A 22,371-nucleotide genomic window follows, 5' to 3' on the forward strand; every position below is an offset into this window, starting at 1 on the left:
TAGCATGATGTCTGCCGAGTTCTCTGGCAATGGCTCGGGTACTTTTCCCCTGCTGGTGGAAGATTTCTAGCTTGCTACGTTCGACTATGCTAAGATGTGTATAGCTCATGGTGGATTCTCCTTGTGTGAATGGTTGTGTGAGAGCTTTCATTCTACACGAATCCGGCCATGGGCTGTTTTTTATTTAATTCCAGTAGGTGTCGCACTTCATATTACAATCCGTCATACTCAATAAGAATTTCAAAATCTCCATTTGGACAAAATATACCCGGATGTTTACCACTATTTTTATCTAGAAAAATCAGGCGCTCACCACATTTAGGACAACTTACATTATCTCCGTTCATTACTCTTTTTCTTATTGTTTGCATCATCTCAATGTCTTTCAAAACTTCCTCATGACTTCTTCTTTCCATATTGTGCTCCTTTCTCAACGATAGGGCAGTTCAGGGTAATTATCTTTGACCATATTGATAATTTCTTGTATTTCGCTGATTACCAAATTATTTTTATTGTGTTTAGTACCTCTCATAAATGCAATAATTTCTGCACGTTGGCTTCCTTTTATATTTAATCCAGCATGAGTTACTTCATGAATAATAATCTGGGAGGTAAGATTTAAAGGCTGTATATTTCTGACATATGCAATAGCCGTTTTCCCAAAAGCTTCTCCCAAAATATTCTCCTCTGGATCCATATAAGATAAATTCACTTCTATTTTTTATCTTTAATTATTTTAACGTTTCTCTTCCAATTTCAGATTTTTCATTTCGAAAACTTCGCTACTCATTCAAAGTCAACATCACATCGATAGGGATCGCCTTTTTAAAAAATGAATTATACAGTTCACTCGCTTTTACTGGATGTAGACTATGATTTTTTTCGAATTCTTTCCCTAGCTCCTTCAATATTTCAACTTCATTAGAATCAAGATTTTTTTCTTGAATAAGCGTCTGAGAATTTTCCACATAATACCAAGCTTTATCAATTGAAAAGAAAGGATATTCAACAAGCAGTTCGATATATAAAGCTTTATAATCGGTAGGGATCGAATCTTTCAAACTAACCAACTCTTGAAACTGGTCTTCGGTAAATGTATGAATCATTGTTGCTTGTATAAGCTTTAGTACGCCAGCCAAAATATCAATACTTTGGCTGGCGATACTCTCTCTTAAAAGATTTAAAGTCGACTGTATCACAATATACCTCTATATATTTATTTAATTTTCATCCATTATTTTCCATTTTTTTTCATTTTCACACTTACATCATATACATTTTGTTATGTCGATTTTCAAATGGACTCAATAATGAGTTTTCAGGCATACTCTAATAGAATCATATTACATATTAAAAAAGAAGATCCATGAAGTATTCTCATTGGATCTTCTTTTTTCAATTAATCTAATATTAGCTTTTTCTGATCACATAAAAACTTTTCCACAAGTTGTTCAATTGTATCTTTTGGGCTATCCGTATAATAGTAGGCATCTGAAACCTTTCTAAAAAATTCATGCATGTATACAGGTGTATCAAAAAGATAAAACAAATTCTCAATCTCTTGAAATAATTCATCGCTAGATGAATTATTGTGCTTTTCTTTTAAAATGCTGTACAACCATTTGCGATATTCTTTCTCCAAAAGAATTGAAGAATCTGTAGATACTATCTTCTCAAGCATTTCGTCTACATGCTTCTCTGAATGTCCCCATGCTAACTCAAGAATATATTCATTATCCGTATCCATATTAACATTCAAATATTCCGTAGCATAATGAATTACGTCTGACGAAGTAATCAACTTGAGTATTCTACCTACGAAAAGTGTAGACCAATTGCAAGAAAACCCATTACTCTTTATCAATTCTATTTTATACATTTTTATCTCCCCCACTGATTTATTTTACCTGTAACTTTGCCTCCAGGTATAAATGTTCTATGAGGTACTGTATTAGTAGTAGGATCGACTACCCACTCAAAGACACCATCTATTATTCTCTTGTTCTTTACCATTTCAGGAGCATTATTTTTCGTTTTCACATATTCAGTTTCATATTTAACCATGGAACCTTCTATTTGGTATAACGAATCTATATGACCTTTTTTATTTGGTAAGTCAAATCTTTGAGCATCCATTACATAATTATCAATTATATTATCAAAATTATGATAAAAATCATTTTTTAATGCGCTGCCGACTCGAGTATTATCTAATACTGGATGATTAAGTTCACTTACAACCTTACCCACACTATTAATGTCACAATTATCATTTGTATTGTGCACCCAAATACCAAGATCACTTACAAAGTACGTATGGAAGTCAGCTACAGTCATATTATAGACTCTTGCCTGTCTTTTCTCATGCTGAATATTTTTAATATTTAGCATGGAACCATCATCTTTTACAAGTAAATCTCCCACTTGTAGATCTTTGGCAAATATCCAGCCTTTACCGTCAACCCAGAATGGATGATTATACGTAGATTCAATTTTTTGATCGCCAACTTCAATGACATAGAGTTCATCTGTCATATGACTAAAAGTAGCTGTCACTTTTTTATAAGCCTGTTTATCTGTAGCTTCATCTCGAGATAAAACCAGATCGCCAACTTGTATATCTTCAATATTTTTTTCGCCTTGATCCGTTTTTACTTTTGTACCTACTGTAAAGCAATTACACTCATTTATTAACTTAGTGGCGGATTTTTCAGCCTTCTTACCCCATCCAAATAAATCTGCGGCTTTCTCTCCTGTCCAGATTAATCCTTTAACCGTATATTTCCCTGCATATTTAGAACCAGGTATAGGAATCAAGCCCACTAATCCACCAGCAGCATCTGAAACACGATCACCTATTGTAAGTTGCTCACCTGTGACATAGTTGACGCCAGTAATGGCTTGTTGCCATGCTTTTACAGAGCCTACAACTGGAGTAACGTCTGCCAAAAAGCTTCCGCCCTGCTTTAGCCACTCCGCTCCATCTGCACTCAATCCAAATGGATCAATATACGACACCGGATTCCCATTCACATAGGCGTAGCGGTTCATGGTCAGTCCATTTCCAATACTCCCCGTCACCACATCTCGGTTCACAAAGCGCTTGATCTCCGGGTTGTAATAACGTGCACGCATCTGGTATAGACCATTCGGATCGGTCTGTACGCCGTCGCGTCCGTTGTACTGGAAAGGTTGTTGACTATCGCCGATATGCTCCAGCTGTTCGCCGTACGTGTCATACGTGTACGTATCGGTAATTTGACCATTTGCATCGGTCAAGGCGATGGTGCTACCGCGCAGATCATAATGATACGTCTGTTCGTTACCGGCTGCGTCTTCGCGGCTGATCAGTCCAAGTCCGTAGACATACCAGGCTTGCGGCGATCCCTGTGCATCGGTTTCCATGAGCACCTGAGACAGGTTCGCATGTGGATTGATCACGAAGCGGGTCGTTTTGCCATCTACCGTGATCGCATTACGGTTATTTTCATTATCGTATCCATAGCTGACACCACCAGCCTGGATCAGGCGGTTGCGTGCATCGTAGCGATAGTCCTGCATGGAGCCGTTCAGTGGTCCGTGCAGCATATTGCCTTCTGCGTCATAACGCACAGGCTGACCGTTCACGGTCGCCAGTCGGTTATCTGCAGTGTAGGTCATTTGCAGATCGCCGTATAGACCATACGTGTCTTCGGTGACGGTGGTAGATGATGTGGCTGCATTAGCATTGTCCATCGCATTAGCATTTGCAGCATCTGTGTAATCTGCTTCCGCAACCGAGTGATTTGCTTCAGACGGATTGTATACGTCCTGTTGCACGCTGCTGCTATCTCCCGACATCTCTGTCGCTGCGCCAGCGATACCACTCTGGATCATAACATCGTTCAGATCAGGTGACAGACCTGGACCGTACACATCGTAGGTCACACTGTTCAGCGGATTTTGAACCTCACCACCATCTTCTTGAATCACATTGCCTGCGGCATCGTACGTGTAGTTCGTTTCTGCCATCGTACTACCGTCTGGATTCAATAGCGTCAGTGTAGTCAGCTGTCCTGCTACATTGTATGAACGATTTTCTTTTGTACCGTTCGCATGACTGATAGAGGTTAGACGTCCGTTTGCATCATAGCTATAGCTCGTTTTGTGACCATTCCAATCGGTAACAGTCGACATCCGACCTACGCTATCATACGTGTAATGAACCTTTTTGCCATCTGGATAGGTAAGTGTGATTAGCTGTCCAGCCGCATCGTAGCTGTAGCCGATTGTATGGCCCTCGCCATCGGTATACGTTTCAACTCGATTCAGCGCGTCAAACGTACGGCGTAACACCTTACCGTCACTACCTGTAACAGATAAAATATTGCCATTCTCATCATACTTGTACGATACATTGCCTGCTTCATCTGCAAAGCGCATTACGTTACCAGCGGCATCGTACGTATAGTCGGTATTGCGTCCGTTTTTATCGGTTTCCTGGCTAAGCAGTCCAATCTTGTTATATTGGTACGTATGGCTGCTGCCTGTTGCGTCTTTTTCTTGAATCAGACGACCGAGCGCATCATATTCATACCCTGTCGCGTTGCCATTCGCATCCAGCATCTTCGTAATCTGACCAAATGCATCCAGTGCTTGCGAGGTATGACCCTCGATCGCATCGCTAACATTGGTTAGCTGTCCCAGCTTATCATAGCTATAGCTGGTTTTGCGCTGTAATGGATCGGTGAATTGGGTGAGCTGATTGAGCTGGTTATACGTGCTTGTGTACGTATGACCAAGTGCATCCGTCATTTTGACCGGGTTGCCAGCGGTATCGTATTCCACCGTATAGATCTTATTGCTCAGTGCATCCCTTGCTTCGATCGGACGACCAAGTGCATCGTACGCATAGCGAATGCTTGCGCCCTGTGCATTTGTCTCGCTTAGCAAACGACCTGCTTTATCGTACACAAAGCTTGTTTTGCGTCCCAACGGATCGCTAACACCGATCATGCGACCTTCTGCATCGTACTGGATACCGATTTTGCCACCCAGTGCATCGGTCATTCCAGTTAATTGACCATTAGCATCGTAAGCGTAGCGAGTTACATTGCCTTTCGCATCGGTCACACTGGTCAGCTGGTCATGACCATCGTATGTGTAGCTAATTTTATGATTCAGCTCATCGACGACTGCTGCTAGCTGATCATCATCATTGTATACAAGACTGGCTGTATTGCCGTCTGCATCTGTCTGACTGGTCATGCGACCTGCTTCATCATAACCGATCAATGTCACTTCGCCTGTTGGCTGTGTCACTTTATTCAAGCGTGAGTTGGCATATCCGTACTGGATATTACCACCACGCGGATCGGTTGCCGATATGAGCATACCTTGCTCATTGTACGTATAGGCGATCTTTTGTCCTTCGCCATTCGTTGTAGACAGCAAACGTCCCTGATTATCGTACGTGCTGGTCATGCTGCTACCATCTGGTCCAGTTGCATTGAGCAGATTGCCCAGACCATCGTAGGTCATTGTCAACGATTGACCTGATGGATCGGTTACCTTAACGACATTTCCTTTTGCATCATATTCAAAACGAGCCGTTTGGTTCAGCGCATTGGTAATGCTGGTTCGATTACCCTTTTCATCGTAGGTGTAGGTTGTTTTACCATTAAGCGCATCCTGTACGCCGATGAGCTGATAATTGACATCATGAATACGTTTCTGTACATTACCGTTGCGATCCGTAATCGTTGTTGTCAACGTACCTTCGCCCTGGCTATATGCTAGCTGGGTCTCATGACCTGCTATACCATCGCTCTGTTTTAAAATACGTCCTTTGCTATCGTAGCTATTGGTGAATACCTGTGTACCGTCCAATTTGCCTGTTATAATCTGATGATTGTTATTGTACGTGTACTCATCCTTGATTCCATTCGGACGTGTGAGTGTAATCAAGCGTCCGGTTGCGTCATAGTCAAAATGAGCAGTACGTCCAGCTTGATCACTTATCGCATTGATTCGACCAGATGAATCATAGTTCAATACAAGTTTCGCACCGGTAGATGGCTCGATGATACCGGACAATTTACCACTGGTATTGTACTGTGCATTGAGCGTAATTCCACCCGAATTGCCAATCGATTGCAGCTTACCATCTGCTGCAAATTGCAGATTCGTGCGATCATAGCGGCTCAGTGTATAGCTACCGTCACTATTCGCACGAAGCTGATCATTACGTACAGACTTCTGACTGGATGCGTACGTTCCATCTGCTTGACGGGTGAAGGTGTTATGTCGGAAATCATTCCAGTAGATATCGACACTTCCGTCTTTAGCATTCTTTTGCAAGCGCATCGCATAGTTATGGCTCCAGCCTTTGCCCATTGCTCCACTACCTTGCAACAACGAGTAGTACTGTGCCTGGAATGGAATATCTACACTTCCGTGTGCCGACAGCATCGTTTTGTTGATGATCTGTGCACCGGTCGAGGTATCAATCGGGTCCGCATAAAATGTCTGCGGATCATAGCTAGAGGGGTCAAGCGAGCTTACTGGCTGTCCAGATGGTGGTGTGGGTGCCGGAATGACCGGATCCGTTGTTTCTTCCCAGCGGAACAAGCCATATGGGCTGTAAACTTCTATTGTTTTGCCACTTGTGTTACGAATGATGGCTGTATTGCCACCGCCGATCGCAACAGGGCCATTGCCATTCTGTTCAGCTGCTTGCTCAATCCAGTAGCTAAAGCTACCGCTTGGCGTTAGCGTATGACTTTGATTGCTAACATTCTGCGCCTTGAGCATCTTGTCTGCACCAAGACTGTAGATCGATAGTGCTTCATGCTCGGCATCGGTAAAAAAGAAATGCTCCTTGTCAGCACGTATAGTTGTAGCGACGCTCTGGCGACCTGTCAGGATCGCATAGCCACCTGCTGGAATCGCTACCGTTGTGTCTGTACTGAGTCGTGCGTAGGTTGTTGTGGCTTCGTGTGAAGCATCGTACACCGTGACATCGTATTTGCCATTGATCGTAAGACGAGCAATACCGCCAGAAGTGTTCATAGCTTTCATGCTCTGTCCATTAGATAAAGACTTGTTCAGCAGATCGTTACCCTGCGTAACACGAATTGCTTCTGCTGGTGCCCATACAGTTGCTGGCTTGGTATCTACATTGGTAATGACAATACGGGCTCCAGACAATACGGTATGCGCACTCCATGTATTATTATCGCCGCTAGAGGTTAGCGTGCCATCCTCGTTATAGATCTGGTAGGCATGTGTACCTTCTACTTTTAGATTGAAGCTACCCGGTGAGATATTACGAACAGAATAGCTCTCGCCAGGCTCTAGCATTTTGGTTGTGACAGGACGTCCCTGTACCGTTGTTGCGTTAAACGCATCGTAGGAACCGGATACGGTCACCTGTTGATTTGGCGCAGCAGAGATGACATAGCGATCTGTTTTAGAGAGATACGTAGCGCGAGTCGTTTCGTTTACTGCATAATCCTCAGGATTGCCATCGGTCTTGTAACGTGCATAGTCATACGTTCCCTCTGTATATAGTGTTGCTGGATTGAGAATCGTTTGCTGATACGCTATTGTTTGGTCAGATGACAGTACCGTTTTGAACGTTACAGGATGCTGACGGTTCTGTAGCTTGAACGACTCAAACGGCGCATAGACGATAATGTCGCTCTCATCGCTATTTTGAATACCGATTCGTCCACCCGATGGAAGCTCCTGCTTGCTTGCGGCCGTCACACGGTAAGTATAATTCGTCAGCGTGCCGTCATTTCCATAACGAGCATAGCCATAATCTCCTTTAATGCGAACGATCGAATCAACAGCTTCGATATTAACCGCATCCACATATTCATCAGCCTTCAATGTGCGCTTGATCAGGGCTGGATTCGTTCTCGCCTGAATATCAAAGGCATCATAAGGCCCTTCTATGATCGAAGGCGCTGCTCCTGAACCGGTCACAGCAAGCTTATAGCCAGCAGTTATAGCATTAATCTTGTCATCATGCATTAATTCTAATTCGTTTACTTCACCACCTGGCTTACGCTCGACATAGTCGTATACGTCGCCAACTGAATAGAGATTAAACAGCTTATCTGCTGTATTGGTCATGTTCAGACTTTGGCCGTTATTTAATACTTTATGGAAGGTGACAGGATGCTCACGATCCGCTCCTGTAAACAACTCAAAGGCAGCATAAGCTTCAATCGGTTGTTCATCGGTATTCATTACACCTAACCTCTGACCTGCATCGGTTGCGCGATAGGTGGTAGTCGTATGATACAGATAGTTATCAGGCGCACCTGCGGCTGTGTAGTCCATCAGATCGTGACGACCTGTAAAATAGACCGTTTCGCTTGTCTGTGCCCGATTAATAAAGTCCATACTCTGATTAATAGCGAGCTGCTTGATCAGCAATGCAGGATTCGCGCTGGCTTGTACAGTTGTCACATCATATGGAGTCAACAGTACAAACTGCGTGCTTGCCGAATTGGTGATTGTTGTGCGCTCTCCAGTGTACAAAGGAAGACTGGTTTGCGTACGATTATGATCCAGTGAACGCAGCGATTGATCTGCCTTATAGCTCGCTTGATCATAGGTTCCTTCGGTATACAGGTTAAAGTTAGCAGGGCTAGTGTTAGATAGCTTCAGACTTTGTCCTGCGTTCAGATAGCCTTTATACAGGGCAGGCTCTGTACGATTACTCCAATCAAAAGCATCCGCAGGGCCTGTAACGGTAAGCGGTGTATTGTAGCTATTCGTAATAATCGCCTTTTGATCCTTGGTGACTGTATGATTCTCTGCCTTGATCGGATTACCATAGCTCGCCACACGATTATCCGCTTGATCATACACTACATAATGATGCTGTCCATTGGTTAGGACAGGGAAGCTATAGCGCGATATATTGAGCGCTTTGATCGTTTGCCCGGGTTCGAGTGTACGTGTGAATGTAATCGGCTGCGAACGGAAGGAGAAGCGGAATGCTTCATACGGCGCATAGATCGTATCTGTCGTCACACCTACATTCGTAAAGGCAACACGTTGACCATTTTGTAAAAGGAAGCTGCTATTGGACACATACGTGCCATATTTCATAATGCCCAGACTATCGTAGAACGCATAGTCATAACGTCCATTCGTCTGAATCGTTGCATTATTGTGCGTCAGATTGTTTGCTTCCAGTGATCCGCCCGGAGGCAGGTTATAGCGGTAGAGCGCTGGATTAGCAGAATCGGAAATCTGAGATTGTTCCTTTGGAATTTTTACTGTAACTGGATTAGGACTACTAGTATTGGTGAAAACCACTGTATGTCCGATCGGCAACAAATAATTCGATAATGTGCTGCCACTGCGATAGTCTGCCACATCGCCGGAAGCATCATACTCGGCATAATCATAGGTGCCGTTCATGAGTAGCTTGATCTGTTCAGCAGAGCTGTTATGCACCTTGATACTTGCCCCAGCGCCTAATGTCTTGGTCACTGTTGGTGGCTCGACCTGATCGGAAGCTGCAAAAATATGATACGGGCCGCTTACTACCAGATTGGAAGTATTGGGATTGGTAATAACGATGCGTTGACCCGATTGAACATACTTCGTTGCTGATGTTGTTTTACCTGAAGAGGCGATCGAGTCATCTTCATCGTAGAGTACAAATTCGTAAGAGCCGCCCTCAATATAAACATAGCCACTTTGGTCGGATTTATTAATAGCTTGAACGGCTTGTTTCGGTTGTACATTGTACAAAAAGTTAGCTGGTACAGATGAGCTATTAATTCCGATTACTCGAGCAGCTCCATAAATATCATAAGAAGATGTATCTCGATTTGTAATAATAACCGAGCCACCTTTAACTAGAGTCTCTGTTCCACCAGATTTTTTAGATGTAAATGTACTATATTGTCCTGACGCATTAATATTCACATTGGCATTAACTCCGCCAACCTGAATTGTTTGGCTATTATTATCATCGTAATTAGACACCAATACACTGCCACCTGGAGAGACAGTATAGTGTTGCAGCGCAACTAAACCAGATGCACTATCAGCAACATTAAGAACTTTAGCCTTTGAATCGACAATCATTGTTGTACTGGAGCTATTAGCTACAACCAGTATATTGCTTGGAGCCAGATTAATTGACCTACGAGCAGAATACATGCCATAACTAGATACATCACGATTCGATTTATAAATAGCATACTCATAAGAATTACCTTCTAAGAATACAGTTACCCCACTTGAATAATAGTGTTGAAAAGTAATAGTTTGTCCTGGCGCAATACTATATGTATTGGATACTGCCGCTTTGGCCACATGCGTTGTCAATCCATATCCAACCGCAACCAGTACAGCGACCAGCATACTCCAGCGCAAAAACATAGCGAATCGCCTCACTGTGCGCCACCTGCCTTTTCAAACGTGCGGTCGGCAAAGCCTGCCTTGGCATGTCCGTTAGCCTTGAGCAGTACAATCTGTAAATGAACTCTAGCCTTGACCGCTCCAGCTGGGGCGACCAGTCTAGCATTATAGCTTTTCCAATCTGTATTTTGCTTGAGATTCAGTAGATTATCGTAACGAATTAGACGCTTATTGTTATCGTAGTAGTTGACGATTACTTGCACGACCGCATCTTTCATTTCGTCCGATTTGACCCAACCTTCATATGTATAAAGGGTGCCGCCTTGTACAGGAATATCTCGGTAAATATTAGCGCCGCCGGTTCGTTTTGCATCCAGTGTAATCCATTGTGCGGTTAGCATGGGCTCTGGTGAGCTGTACACTTCCTCCGTTACCGTTACGGGTCTGTTATCGCTATACACATCATTCGCTACAGAAGAGGTGAAATAGTGAACAGGCGCATCGTTATTGCTATATACATTGGCCGTTGCAGTTTCGTAGTGTGACTTCATTCCTCTGGTCATATAAGCGGTCCAGCCTTGAATAATATTGCTCTTTTGTACAGCTGGCGTACTCGTTGAGGTTACGCTGAGCAGGTTCCCCCCGTGATCATACGTATAGGTCGTTGTTTGATCGCCTCGTTGTGCAGAGGTTACACGATCCAGTCCATCATACTGATAATCTGCTGCTTTCGTTATAGCTACATGACTAAACATCGCAGTACATAGTAGAACAGCTGCGACGGTTCTAGCGGTAAATCTATTCATTACATTCGCTCCCTTATCCTTTTCTTGCTAATGTAAAACTACATCGCTTCAACTTCCTTATTCCCAAAAACTACACATTGCTTTATCCATTTTAAGCTATTGCAGATCCCTCCTTATTTTGAAGCTTTCGTTATTTTTATAGATTATTGGAAGAACGTTCTGTTTATATCGGATAACAATCTTTAAATTTTGGTAGTTTGACAGGCAAATGAACCATAAGGGCTATAAATTTAGTGCATGTTACCTGCATTTATGTTAACAAGCTATAGACTTTCTTAGTAAATTCAAGCTAGTTTTTTATTGCATGCAGAACATTCCATATGATTATGTGAGCAATAAACAACGCAAAAAATCCTACACATTTGATCAGATCTATCCTCTGGTAAATGGTAGTTGAATACTACGTATATCCAGAAGGAAGCATTGCTCAACGTATAGAAAAATATATAAAAATATTATTTTTATCCAATTCAATTACCAGAAATCGATCATAGCTTGCTGGTGTTAAATGATTCAATATATTCATCGCTACTATTGTAGCCAGTCTATTTATGTATCAATTGAATAGATGAGCAATCTCTCTCATAAATGGTGTTACCGCATAAACATTGCTCATATCTTCTTCATCCAGCATCGCCCAATACAGAATCGTGTGTTTATGAATGCGGTGATCCTGCAAAAGATAATGCGTCCAAAAGTTCATTTATTAATAATATCAACATTGTCCTTTAACAAAGCCTTTGATCAAACTCAAAAAATCCCCCATACTACTGTTCAGCCTCAATACAGAGTAAAAGCAATATAACATGCTTTTACTCCATACTTTATCTTATCAGAGTATAGAGGATTCAATATAGTTCGTATTACTTTATTTATCTAAATTAATGTATAACCAACATTACAAGCAGCTCGCCCGATCTTACCCACGAACCAGCGCCTTCGCCGCAATATCACTCCGCTGGTGCTTACCTTCAAACGTAATCTTCTCCGCTTCTGCATAAGCGGCTGTACGGGCAGAAGCAATGTCTGCGCCCAGACCGACTACGCCGAGAACGCGACCACCGTTAGTCACCAGTTCGCCTGTGGCGCTCGTGCCTGTGCCTGCGTGGAATACGAGTGCCTTAGAGCGATCCACAGCATCCACACCATGAATCGGTACTCCCTTCGGATACGAAGCCGGATAACCGCCGGAAGCCAGAATCACGCACACAGCGGCTTCATCTGACCATTCGATCTCCAGCTCAGCGAGTGTGCCGTTTACGCTGGCAAGAAAAATGTCCAGCAGATCCGTTTTGAGACGTGGTAAGACAACCTGGGTTTCTGGATCGCCAAAACGGGCGTTAAACTCGACCGTTTTCGGTTTACCATCTGGTGTGATCATGAGACCAGCGAATAGTACACCGCGGAAAGGACGACCTTCTGCTACCATCGCCTTAGCGGTTGGAATGACGATCGTCTCCATTGCTTCGTCGATGATCGCTTCATCGATATGCGGAAGCGGAGAATACGTCCCCATGCCGCCTGTATTCGGGCCTTCATCATTATCGTATACTGGCTTATGATCCTGTGCAGCTGGCATCGCACGCACCGTTTCACCATCGACAAAGGCAAGAATGGACATTTCCTGTCCCTCCATGAACTCCTCGATGATCACGCGGCTACCTGCCTCGCCAAACACTTTATCCTGCATAATCGCCTGCAACGCATCGATCGCTTCATCCATACTACGCGCTACGGTGACCCCTTTACCAGCGGCAAGTCCATCCGCCTTGATCACGACTGGAATCGGCTGCTGTTGCAGGTAATCCAGCGCTGCTTCGTACGTATCGAATTTAGCATAGGCGGCTGTTGGGATATTGTATTTGTGTAGCAGGTCTTTCATAAATGTTTTGCTACCTTCAATGATCGCGGCATTTTTGCGCGGGCCGTATACAGGAATGTTACGCGCTTCAAATACATCCACAATGCCCTCTGCCAGTGGATCGTCCGGGCCAACCATGACCAGACCGACCTTACGCTCAGCCGCAAAGTCTGCCAGCTTTTCAAATTCATGTACGGCAATTGGCACACATTCGGCAATCTGTCCGATGCCTGCATTGCCAGGTGCACAGTAGATGCGGTCGGCTTGTGGACTTTTTGCTAGCGCCCAGATGATCGCGTGCTCGCGTCCGCCACTGCCGATAACGAGAATATCCATAGGTCACTCTCCGTTCATTTAAATGGAATACAACCTGCAACAGAAGTGCTGTATCCGATACAGCATCTGTGCAGGTTGAAAGTTTATACATGTTTTTAATGCTTGAAGTGACGCACTCCGGTAAATACCATTGCGATACCATGCTCGTTGGCTGCTTTGATCGATTCCTCATCTTTGACCGAGCCACCCGGCTGAATGATCGCCGTAATGCCTGCTTTGGCAGCGGCTTCGACGGTATCGCCCATTGGGAAAAAGGCATCGGAGGCGAGAATCGCACCTTTGGCTTTGTCTGCTGCTTGCTCGATCGCAATTTTGGCTGCACCTACACGGTTCATCTGTCCAGCGCCTACGCCAACAGTCATATCGTCTGCGGCAAGTACAATCGCGTTCGATTTGACATGCTTCACGACTTTCCATCCGAACAGAAGCTGCTTCATTTCTTCAGCAGACGGTGCACGATCGGTAACGATGTTCAGATCAGCCTCGGTGATCGCATGTACATCGCTATCCTGTACGACCATGCCACCTTCCACCATTGTTACGATCGGCTGTGCTTTACGCTCACCAGTCGGAGCCAGCTCGCCCATTTTCAGCAGACGGATATTTTTCTTTTTCGTTAAAATGTCCAGCGCTTCCGGTGTGAAGTCTGGTGCCAGAATGATCTCCAGGAAAATCTCGCTCAGCGGCTGCGCTGTGTCCGCATCGATCACACGGTTAGCCGCTACGATACCGCCGAAGATCGATGTTGGATCTGCGGTATATGCCTTGTTGTACGCTTCGGCAATCGTTGCACCTACGCCTACACCGCAAGGATTCATATGCTTCACCGCTACAACAGCTGGCTCCGTAAATTCCTTCACGATCTGTAGCGCAGCGTTCGCATCATTGATGTTGTTATACGATAGCTCTTTGCCGTGCAGCTGCTCAGCCGTAGTCAGCGTGCCTGCTGGCGCCAGCGGCTTACGATAAAAGGCTGCGGTCTGGTGCGGGTTTTCTCCGTAGCGCAGGTCTTGAATTTTCTCATAGGTTACAGTGTAACGCTCTGGATATGGTGTTTCCAGTACGCCTGCCAGATAGTCAGAGATGAGAGAGTCATAAGCTGCTGTATGACGGAACACCTTGGCAGCTAGTCCTTTACGTGTTGCCAGTGTCGTATCGCCACCTGAGCGCACTTCGTCCAGTACGTTCGCATAATCGTCTGCATCCACAACAACCGTTACAAAAGCATGGTTTTTCGCCGCACTGCGCAGCATCGTTGGGCCACCGATATCGATATTTTCAATCGCATCCTCGTATGCCACATTCGGTTTTGCTACCGTTTCCTGGAATGGGTACAGGTTAACGACAACCAGGTCGATATAGCCAAGTCCAAGCTCGTCCATCTGCTTCTGATGCTCTTCACTATCGCGAATCGCCAGCAAACCGCTATGTACAGCAGGATGCAATGTTTTTACACGTCCATCCAGAATTTCTGGAAAGCCCGTCACGTCGGAAATACCGATAACCGGTACACCTGCATCTGCCAGTAGATTTTTCGTTCCTCCGGTCGAAATGATCTCCACGCCTAGCTCGGATAGCTCGCGACAGAAATCGACGACACCAGTTTTATCGGATACGCTGACGAGCGCTCGTTTGATACTCATAATTAGGGATTCCTCCTTCAAATGGGTACAGCTTGAATAGATCCATGTAACGTAATCGGCAAAACAGCATGGCATCCATGAATACCATCAATACCCGTAGCAACATCGGTACTCTACGCTATCTACTACGATATTGACCGAGTGTAACTTTAAATCCTGAGCTACAAATACGCCAGTACACAATCAAATCTATAATTTAACTTGATCAAGGTACTCCCTTTTCTCAAATCAAACCGAAATATTTAATGTGCCTACACCTGTTCACGTATAAGGCAATCATGAACTGCACCTATCACTGATTCATATAAGACCACACTTTTATAAACGTAACTATACTACAACGTCCCTGTTACTGCTCCACTGTAACATGCCGTCCATCATTTGCCAGACGAATCTTGCCCGCAGCAAGCTGAGAAACAACGCGCGGATACAGCGTTTGTTCAATATGATGAATACGTTCAGCCAGCGTGTCGGCGGTGTCATCAGGATGAATCGGTGCAGGCTGCTGTGCGATAATCGCCCCGGTATCCATGCCATTATCGACAAAATGAACCGTTACTCCGGTCAGCTTCACACCATAATCCAGTGCCTGACCAATCGCATCCTTACCCGGAAATGCAGGCAGCAGGGAAGGATGAATATTGATCATCCTTCCCATGTAAGGATTGACCATCGTTGGTGTGAGTAGCCGCATATAGCCTGCCAGCACCACATAATCGATGCTTCGCTGCTGTAGCTCGCTCACAATCTCCATTTCGTATTGCTCACGGCTGCTATATTCTTTCGGTTGGAACACAAATGTTTCTACACCTGCACGCTGCGCCCGTTCAATCACCGGCGCATTCGGCTTATCGCACACAAGCAGCTTAACCTCAGCCAGACCGAGCAGCCCACTACGCTGCGCATCGACCATCGCCTGAAAGTTACTGCCCTGTCCAGATGCAAATATGGCAATGGCTACAGGCTTCATTATACATCCGCTCCGGTAAAGGTAACGATACGCTCGCCTTCTGTAACCGTACCGATACGATACGCCTGCTCCCCATGCTGCTCCAATACAGCAAGCGCCTGTTCTGCTTGCTCCGCAGGTACGACGATCACCATACCGATACCCATATTAAATGTTGTAAACATATCGCGATTGCTGATCGCACCTTTTGCTTGCATCAGCTGGAAAATCGGCAGAATCGGCCAGCTACCATATTCGATATCGACATTCACATTCTCTGGCAGCATACGTGGAATATTTTCGATAAAGCCGCCACCTGTAATATGCGCCATGCCCTTCACCTGTACCACCTCTTGCAGTGCCAGCGAGGACTTAACATAAATACGTGTTGGCTCCAGCAGTACATCACCCAGTACGGCATGATCCAGCTCAGCAACCTGCGCTGTCAGCTCATAGCCACCATCCTCCAGCAGTAGCTTGCGCACAAGAGAGAATCCGTTACTGTGCACGCCGCTAGAAGCTAGGCCGATCACCACGTCACCCGCCGCAATCTCACTACCTGTGATCACCTTAGGCTTATCTACGATTCCAACGGTAAAACCAGCGATATCATATTCACCCTCCGAATACATACCCGGCATTTCCGCCGTCTCGCCACCGATCAACGCACAGCCTGCCTGGCGACAGCCATCCGCGATACCGGACACGATCGCTTCAATCTTTTCAGGAATAACACGATCACAAGCTAGATAATCGAGGAAAAATAACGGTTCTGCGCCCTGTACCACAATATCGTTCACGCACATCGCTACTGCATCGATCCCGATCGTATCATGCTTATCCATCGCAAAAGCCAGCTTCAGCTTCGTTCCTACACCGTCCGTACCGGATACGAGTACAGGCTCCTCGTATTTATCCTTGTTCAGACCGAACAACGCACCAAAACCACCCAGATCCGTCATCACCTCTGGACGAAACGTAGTTTTCACATGCTTCTTCATTCGCTCGACCGCTTCATTACCTGCCGCGATATCGACGCCGGCCTTTTTATACGCTTCTGACACTGCCATCGCACCTCTTTCAAATGTTAAAATGTTTGGCGGGGATGGGGGTGGAGCGGGGGGGTGCTTTGACTGCTACGGGCGCTGCGGGGATGGATCGGTCGGGCTTCGCCGTTGTAGCTGGCTTTTTTGAACGACCGCTTAGCGGTCAAAAGCCAGCTACAAATGCTGCGCCCGATCGATTCCATCCCCTCCGCTTGGTGCAGTAAGCTCCTACGCTCCAAAACCATTCCCGCCTCATTAGGGGGAGTAGCAGGATAAACACTGTAACTGCTACATTGTCGGGTTATTAGGGTGAATCCTGTGTTGATTGCTGGGAGATGTTTTGAGATGTTTTGAGATGTTTTGAGATGTTTTGAGTTGTTTGTTGTATTGTATCGTTATTCGTATTGATTGTTGTACGCAGTCTGTCACTGTACATAGTGTGTCGTATTGTTTTCTTTTTTGCTTTGTTTTATTTTTAGATTGAGTGTCTCATGCATTCAATCCCTATACGCCCTCATTGCCCTTGCCCTGCCCTTACTCCAATCACATCGTACATGTACGATGTCACCGCACTTAACCCACATTAATATTTCCCAAAGAACATAAACCTGCCTACTCCAAAAATCAGAGCTATAACGACCTAAGTCTTGTCTTAAAAATCAAAGTCTCAAAGCCCTAATACTCGAATGTTTGAGGTCTGAGGTTTGAATATCTAATGTTTAAAGTTCTAATCCTTCCCTGCTACTACCCACGAGAAGGGCTTTTCTCCGTTGGAAAATGGATGGAGAGTGTGCGGAGCGGAGGGCGAGGAGATAGGTCAAAGATCGCCTTTGAACTCGGGTGCCGACCTCTACAAGAGGTTACCCAATCCAAGGCACCCGAGTTCAACCCGCGATCGGCGACCTATTCCTCGCCCGGAGCGTCCTCAGCACCACTCCACATTCTCTTTTCCACCACCCAGAAAACCATTTCTCAACACCCACATCCGAATTGTTCTTCGCCACCGAAGTCTACCTGCGTCGGATAGTCGTTGTCGAAGCACGCCATGCACATGCCGCCCTTGTAGTCATGCTTGTTATCCCCAGCGACTGCTTCCACCAACCCAGTATGACTCAAAAAAGCCAGTGAATCGGCGTTGATCTCCTCGCGGATTTCTTCAACCGACTTGGACGAAGCGATCAGGTCACGACGATCTGGTGTATCGATGCCGTAGAAGCATGGATTTTTAAAAGGTGGCGATGTGATGCGTACATGCACTTCTGTTGCACCCGCATCGCGTAGCATGTTTACGATTCGGCGTGAGGTTGTACCACGTACGATGGAGTCGTCGATCATGACGACGCGTTTACCCTCAACTACACGGCGTACAGCACTCAGCTTCATTTTCACACCCTGCTCACGCAGCTCCTGACTCGGCTGGATGAAGGTACGTCCGGTGTATTTGTTTTTGATCATACCGAGTTCGTAAGGGATACCGGTCTGCTCAGCGTAACCGATCGCTGCTGAGATACTGGAATCCGGTACGCCAGTGACGAGATCGGCATCGACGAACGCTTCGCGCGCCATGACCGAGCCCATCCGTTTACGTGCTGAATGCAGATTAGAACCGTTCATATCGCTATCCGGGCGGGCAAAATAAATATATTCCATCGAGCATAGCGCCTTGCGCTGTGGCTCATCTACATACGAATCTTCATGCAGTCCATTCTCATCCAGTACGAGCAGCTCGCCTGGCTTCACATCACGAATCGCTTCCGCGCCGATCGTTTCCAGCGCACAGGTTTCTGATGTGAAGATGTACGCATCGCCAAGGCGTCCCATCGTAAGCGGACGCAGACCGTTCGGATCACTGGCTACGATCAGTTGCTCGTTCGTCATCACGAGAAAGGCAAATCCACCGACAATACGGCGAAACGCATCCTTCACCGCTTCCACCAGCGGCTTGGATGAGCGTGCGATCAGATGCGCGACAACCTCTGTATCACTGGTCGTCTGGAAAATCGAACCTGCTTCCTCCAGCTCACGCCGAATTTGCGGTGCGTTCACGATATTGCCATTGGTCGCCAGCGCCAGTTCACCTGCACGATAGCGGAATACGAGCGGCTGTGCATTACCGAGATGACTGCTACCGCTCGTCGAATAGCGTACATGCCCTACCGAGATATCACCGTTAAGTGTGCTCATAATATCCTTATCGAATACTTCCTTCACCAGACCCATCCCACGATGATAGTTGAACTGGTTGCGATCACTCACACAAATTCCGCAGCTTTCCTCGCCGCGATGCTGAAGGGCGTGCAGCCCGTAATAAGACAGGGAAGCGGCCCCCGAGTGTCCGTAGACACCGAAAACGCCGCATTCCTCCTTTAACGTATCGAAAATATCATTCGGTCCGGTTCCCTGATTGTAATAGTCACCAGTCCAAAGCTGTAATCCATTTAATTCATCAGACATGGAATCGCATCCTCCCAGACCTGGCGAAGTGCGTCTACCTCTTCTGCCAGGACTTGCTTGCCGTCCACTTGAATAGTAAGATTTTTTGTTGCTGCCACCTGTCCGATTCGTGTTACCGGTACGCCTGCTGCTTCCAGCTTACTCGCGAGTGCATCGGCATTGTCTGCTGTTGCCGACAATAGAATACGCGATTGCGATTCGCTGAACAGCAGCAGATCATTACGCAGACCATTCGATGCTAGCTCAACATCTGCGCCTAGCTTGCCGCTAATGCAGGATTCTGCCAGCGCCACAGCCAGACCACCCTCGGACAGATCATGTGCAGATTGTACCAGACCGCCTTGAATCGCGCCTAGCACGCCATCCAGCAATTGCTTTTCAATAACGAGATCCAGTGCAGGGGGACGTCCTTCGGTTTTGCCGTGTACGATATATTGGAATTCGCTACCGCCCAGCTCAGCCTTCGTTTCACCCAGCAGGAACAGTACATCGCCTGCTTGCTTGAATGCCTGTGTCGTGATGTGATCTGTATCGTGAACGAGACCCACCATACCAACAACCGGTGTCGGATAGATCGAACCACGTGCATTTTCATTGTAAAGGCTGACGTTACCGCCGATAACCGGTGTTTCCAGCGCACGGCAAGCTGTTGCCATACCGTCAACCGATTTTTCCATTTGCCAGAAAATCTCTGGCTTTTCCGGACTACCGAAGTTCAGGTTATCCGTAATCGCCAGTGGCTCTGCACCGGAGCACACGATATTGCGTGCCGCTTCGCTGACTGCAATTTTGCCTCCCACTTCTGGATCAAGATAGACGAAGCGTGAGTTACAGTCCGTCGTCATGGCCAGCGCCTTACGTGTACCTGGCACGGTAACGACTGCTGCATCTGAGCCCGGGCGAACCGCTGTACTCGTACGTACCATGTAATCGTACTGATCGTATACCCATGCCTTGCTCGCTACCGTCGGAGAAGCGAGTACGGATTTGAGAGCGCCAGACAGATCGGTTACTTCGTTATATCCAGTTGTATCTACGCCTTCCATTTGCTCGTAATAAGCAGGCACTGCGGATGGCTTGTTATATACCGGACATTCATCAACGAGAGCGTGCACCGGCATATCGCCAACCAGCTCGCCGTGATGGAACAGCTTCAGACGACCATCGTCCGTAACTTTACCCACCTTGGCACAGATAACGCCCCAGCGCTCGAAAATCTCCATCGCTTGTGCTTCATCCTTCGGCTCGACCACGAACAGCATACGCTCCTGGGATTCCGACAGCATCATTTCATAAGGAGTCATACCGGATTCACGTTGTGGCACCTGATCCAGATACAGCTCCAGACCGTTACCTGCTTTACTTGCCATCTCCGAGCTGGAGCAGGTCAGACCGGCTGCGCCCATATCCTGAATCCCGAGCACGATGCCGCTATCGATCAGTTCCAGACACGATTCCATGACGAGCTTCTCCATAAATGGATCGCCCACCTGTACCGCTGTTTTGCGTGCTTCGGATTCTTCTGTCAGCTCCTCGGATGCGAAAGTAGCACCGTGGATACCATCGCGTCCAGTTGGAGGGCCCACGTAAAATACCGGATTCCCTACACCTTTCGCCACACCACGCTGAATTTTATCGTGATCGATCAGACCGACACACATCGCATTGACGAGTGGATTGCCTTCATAGCTCTCATCAAACATCACTTCGCCGCCAACCGTCGGAATACCGATACAGTTGCCGTAGCCTGCAATACCAGCAACCACATGCTCAAACAAATACTTCACACGCTCGCTCTCCAGCTTACCGAAGCGCAGAGAGTTCAGCGATGCGATTGGGCGTGCGCCCATCGAGAAAATGTCACGAATGATCCCGCCCACACCGGTAGCTGCGCCCTGATACGGCTCAACCGCAGATGGATGGTTATGACTTTCAATTTTGAATACAACCGCCTGGTTGTCGCCGATATCTACGATACCAGCGCCTTCACCCGGGCCCATCAATACGCGCGGGCCATCCGTCGGAAAGCGTCTCAGCAGTGGCTTGGAGTTTTTGTAGGCACAATGCTCCGACCACATTACGCTGAATACGCCGATTTCCGTGTAGTTTGGTTTACGTCCGAGGAAACCGCAGATCAGGTCGAATTCGGTATCCGATACGCCCATTTGCTGATACAATTTCTGTTCTGCGACTTGCTCCGCCGTCGGTTCCTTAACGGATGTTTGCTGCGTCATGTTGATCCCTCCAGGCTTTCAAAATAGATGTGAACATTTTCTTGCCGTCTGTGCTGCCGAGCAGTTCATTCACCGCACGCTCAGGGTGTGGCATCATGCCAACTACATTACCACGCTCATTACAGATGCCTGCAATATCGTGCAGCGAGCCGTTCGGATTGTCACCATATTGGAACACGATCTGGTTATTCGCCTTCAGCTGCTCCAGTGTCGCTTCATCACAGTAGTAATTGCCTTCACCATGCGCAATCGGGATCACGATCTCTTCATCCTTTGCATAATCCAGTGTGAACGGCGTTTCATTATTCGTTACGGTGAGTACCGTATCATGACAACGGAACTTCATCGATTCGTTACGTAGCAAGGCTCCAGGCAGCAGACGCGCTTCCGTCAGAATCTGGAATCCATTGCAAATGCCAAGTACGTATTTGCCTTGCTCTGCTGCTTTGACAACCTCATTCATTACAGGTGCGAAGCGGGAAATCGCGCCACAGCGCAGGTAGTCACCATAGGAGAAGCCACCAGGTACAAGAATACAATCATAAGCCGACAGGTCGGTTGCCGTGTGCCATACATAATCAACCGGCTCGCCCAGTGTTTCCTCTACTGCCTTGAAGCAGTCGATATCACAGTTGGAGCCAGGAAATACGAGTACTGCAAATTTCATG

Annotated in this window: 15 protein-coding genes; 1 reads left to right on the forward strand and 14 read right to left on the reverse strand. The window is 46.5% G+C overall.

Annotation, left to right across the window (positions count from 1 at the left end; translation table 11 throughout):
* The 11 genes from IEX62_RS22450 to purM form a co-directional block, all read right to left on the reverse strand.
* A partial coding sequence (locus tag IEX62_RS22450) for a helix-turn-helix domain-containing protein (RefSeq protein WP_188778499.1) occupies positions 1 to 109 on the reverse strand: 109 nt, incomplete at its 3' end.
* Positions 110 to 212: 103 nt separating this feature from the next.
* Positions 213 to 416 carry a hypothetical protein gene (locus IEX62_RS22455; protein ID WP_188778501.1) on the reverse strand — a complete coding sequence of 68 codons (204 nt, stop codon included), beginning with the start codon at positions 414 to 416 and terminating at the stop codon, positions 213 to 215.
* Between the two features lie 14 nt (positions 417 to 430).
* The gene (locus tag IEX62_RS22460; protein WP_188778503.1) at positions 431 to 676 is read right to left on the reverse strand and encodes a hypothetical protein; all 246 of its coding nucleotides are present in this window, start codon (positions 674 to 676) and stop codon (positions 431 to 433) included.
* Positions 677 to 782: 106 nt separating this feature from the next.
* Entirely contained in the window at positions 783 to 1,199 is a 417-nt protein-coding gene (locus IEX62_RS22465) for a hypothetical protein (protein ID WP_188778505.1), read from the reverse strand.
* 200 nt (positions 1,200 to 1,399) lie between these two features.
* Positions 1,400 to 1,879, reverse strand: a complete 480-nt coding sequence (locus tag IEX62_RS22470) for a DUF2247 family protein (protein WP_188778507.1) — start codon at positions 1,877 to 1,879, stop codon at positions 1,400 to 1,402.
* Between the two features lie 2 nt (positions 1,880 to 1,881).
* Entirely contained in the window at positions 1,882 to 10,410 is an 8,529-nt protein-coding gene (locus tag IEX62_RS22475) for a polymorphic toxin-type HINT domain-containing protein (RefSeq protein WP_188778509.1), read from the reverse strand.
* The gene (locus IEX62_RS22480; protein ID WP_188778511.1) at positions 10,407 to 11,180 is read right to left on the reverse strand and encodes an RHS repeat domain-containing protein; all 774 of its coding nucleotides are present in this window, start codon (positions 11,178 to 11,180) and stop codon (positions 10,407 to 10,409) included. The genes IEX62_RS22475 and IEX62_RS22480 overlap by 4 nt, the downstream gene beginning before the upstream one ends.
* 919 nt (positions 11,181 to 12,099) lie before the next feature.
* Positions 12,100 to 13,377 carry a phosphoribosylamine--glycine ligase gene (gene purD / locus IEX62_RS22485; protein ID WP_188778513.1) on the reverse strand — a complete coding sequence of 426 codons (1,278 nt, stop codon included), beginning with the start codon at positions 13,375 to 13,377 and terminating at the stop codon, positions 12,100 to 12,102.
* A gap of 95 nt (positions 13,378 to 13,472) precedes the next feature.
* Positions 13,473 to 15,020, reverse strand: a complete 1,548-nt coding sequence (gene purH / locus IEX62_RS22490) for a bifunctional phosphoribosylaminoimidazolecarboxamide formyltransferase/IMP cyclohydrolase (RefSeq protein WP_188778515.1) — start codon at positions 15,018 to 15,020, stop codon at positions 13,473 to 13,475.
* Positions 15,021 to 15,369: 349 nt separating this feature from the next.
* Positions 15,370 to 15,990: a phosphoribosylglycinamide formyltransferase gene (purN, locus tag IEX62_RS22495; RefSeq protein WP_188778516.1), complete on the reverse strand. Its 621-nt coding sequence runs from the start codon at positions 15,988 to 15,990 to the stop codon at positions 15,370 to 15,372.
* On the reverse strand, positions 15,990 to 17,033 hold the full coding sequence (gene purM / locus IEX62_RS22500) for a phosphoribosylformylglycinamidine cyclo-ligase (protein WP_188778556.1): 1,044 nt from the start codon (positions 17,031 to 17,033) through the stop codon (positions 15,990 to 15,992). Before purM ends, purN begins: the two co-directional genes overlap by 1 nt.
* A 65-nt stretch (positions 17,034 to 17,098) precedes the next feature.
* Here purM and IEX62_RS22505 point away from each other — a divergent pair, with 65 nt between their 5' ends.
* A complete protein-coding gene (locus tag IEX62_RS22505) occupies positions 17,099 to 17,239 on the forward strand; it encodes a hypothetical protein (RefSeq protein WP_188778518.1) in 141 nt (46 codons plus the stop codon).
* A 748-nt stretch (positions 17,240 to 17,987) separates the two neighbouring features.
* On the opposite strand, the gene purF is transcribed toward IEX62_RS22505, so the two are convergent.
* The 3 genes from purF to purQ are packed head-to-tail and all read right to left on the reverse strand — an operon-like array spanning position 17,988 to position 22,370.
* Positions 17,988 to 19,469, reverse strand: coding sequence for an amidophosphoribosyltransferase (gene purF, locus IEX62_RS22510; protein ID WP_188778520.1), 1,482 nt, complete (start codon positions 19,467 to 19,469; stop codon positions 17,988 to 17,990).
* Positions 19,454 to 21,703, reverse strand: a complete 2,250-nt coding sequence (gene purL, locus IEX62_RS22515) for a phosphoribosylformylglycinamidine synthase subunit PurL (protein ID WP_188778523.1) — start codon at positions 21,701 to 21,703, stop codon at positions 19,454 to 19,456. Before purL ends, purF begins: the two co-directional genes overlap by 16 nt.
* Positions 21,681 to 22,370 (reverse strand): phosphoribosylformylglycinamidine synthase subunit PurQ, encoded by a 690-nt coding sequence (gene purQ, locus IEX62_RS22520; protein ID WP_188778525.1) that lies wholly within the window; start codon positions 22,368 to 22,370, stop codon positions 21,681 to 21,683. Before purQ ends, purL begins: the two co-directional genes overlap by 23 nt.
* Position 22,371: the final 1 nt, after the last annotated feature.

Source organism: Paenibacillus hunanensis, from assembly GCF_014645615.1.
GTDB lineage: Bacteria > Bacillota > Bacilli > Paenibacillales > Paenibacillaceae > Saccharibacillus > Saccharibacillus hunanensis.

Excerpts from the sequence above, each read along its gene's own strand:
- IEX62_RS22470 (WP_188778507.1), bottom strand. The coding sequence starts at position 1,879 with ATGTATAAAATAGAATTGATAAAGAGTAATGGGTTTTCTTGCAATTGG.
- purN (WP_188778516.1), bottom strand. The coding sequence starts at position 15,990 with ATGAAGCCTGTAGCCATTGCCATATTTGCATCTGGACAGGGCAGTAAC.
- IEX62_RS22480 (WP_188778511.1), bottom strand. The coding sequence starts at position 11,180 with ATGAATAGATTTACCGCTAGAACCGTCGCAGCTGTTCTACTATGTACT.
- purQ (WP_188778525.1), bottom strand. The coding sequence starts at position 22,370 with ATGAAATTTGCAGTACTCGTATTTCCTGGCTCCAACTGTGATATCGAC.
- purF (WP_188778520.1), bottom strand. The coding sequence starts at position 19,469 with ATGTCTGATGAATTAAATGGATTACAGCTTTGGACTGGTGACTATTAC.
- IEX62_RS22455 (WP_188778501.1), bottom strand. The coding sequence starts at position 416 with ATGGAAAGAAGAAGTCATGAGGAAGTTTTGAAAGACATTGAGATGATG.
- purL (WP_188778523.1), bottom strand. The coding sequence starts at position 21,703 with ATGACGCAGCAAACATCCGTTAAGGAACCGACGGCGGAGCAAGTCGCA.
- purH (WP_188778515.1), bottom strand. The coding sequence starts at position 15,020 with ATGAGTATCAAACGAGCGCTCGTCAGCGTATCCGATAAAACTGGTGTC.
- purD (WP_188778513.1), bottom strand. The coding sequence starts at position 13,377 with ATGGATATTCTCGTTATCGGCAGTGGCGGACGCGAGCACGCGATCATC.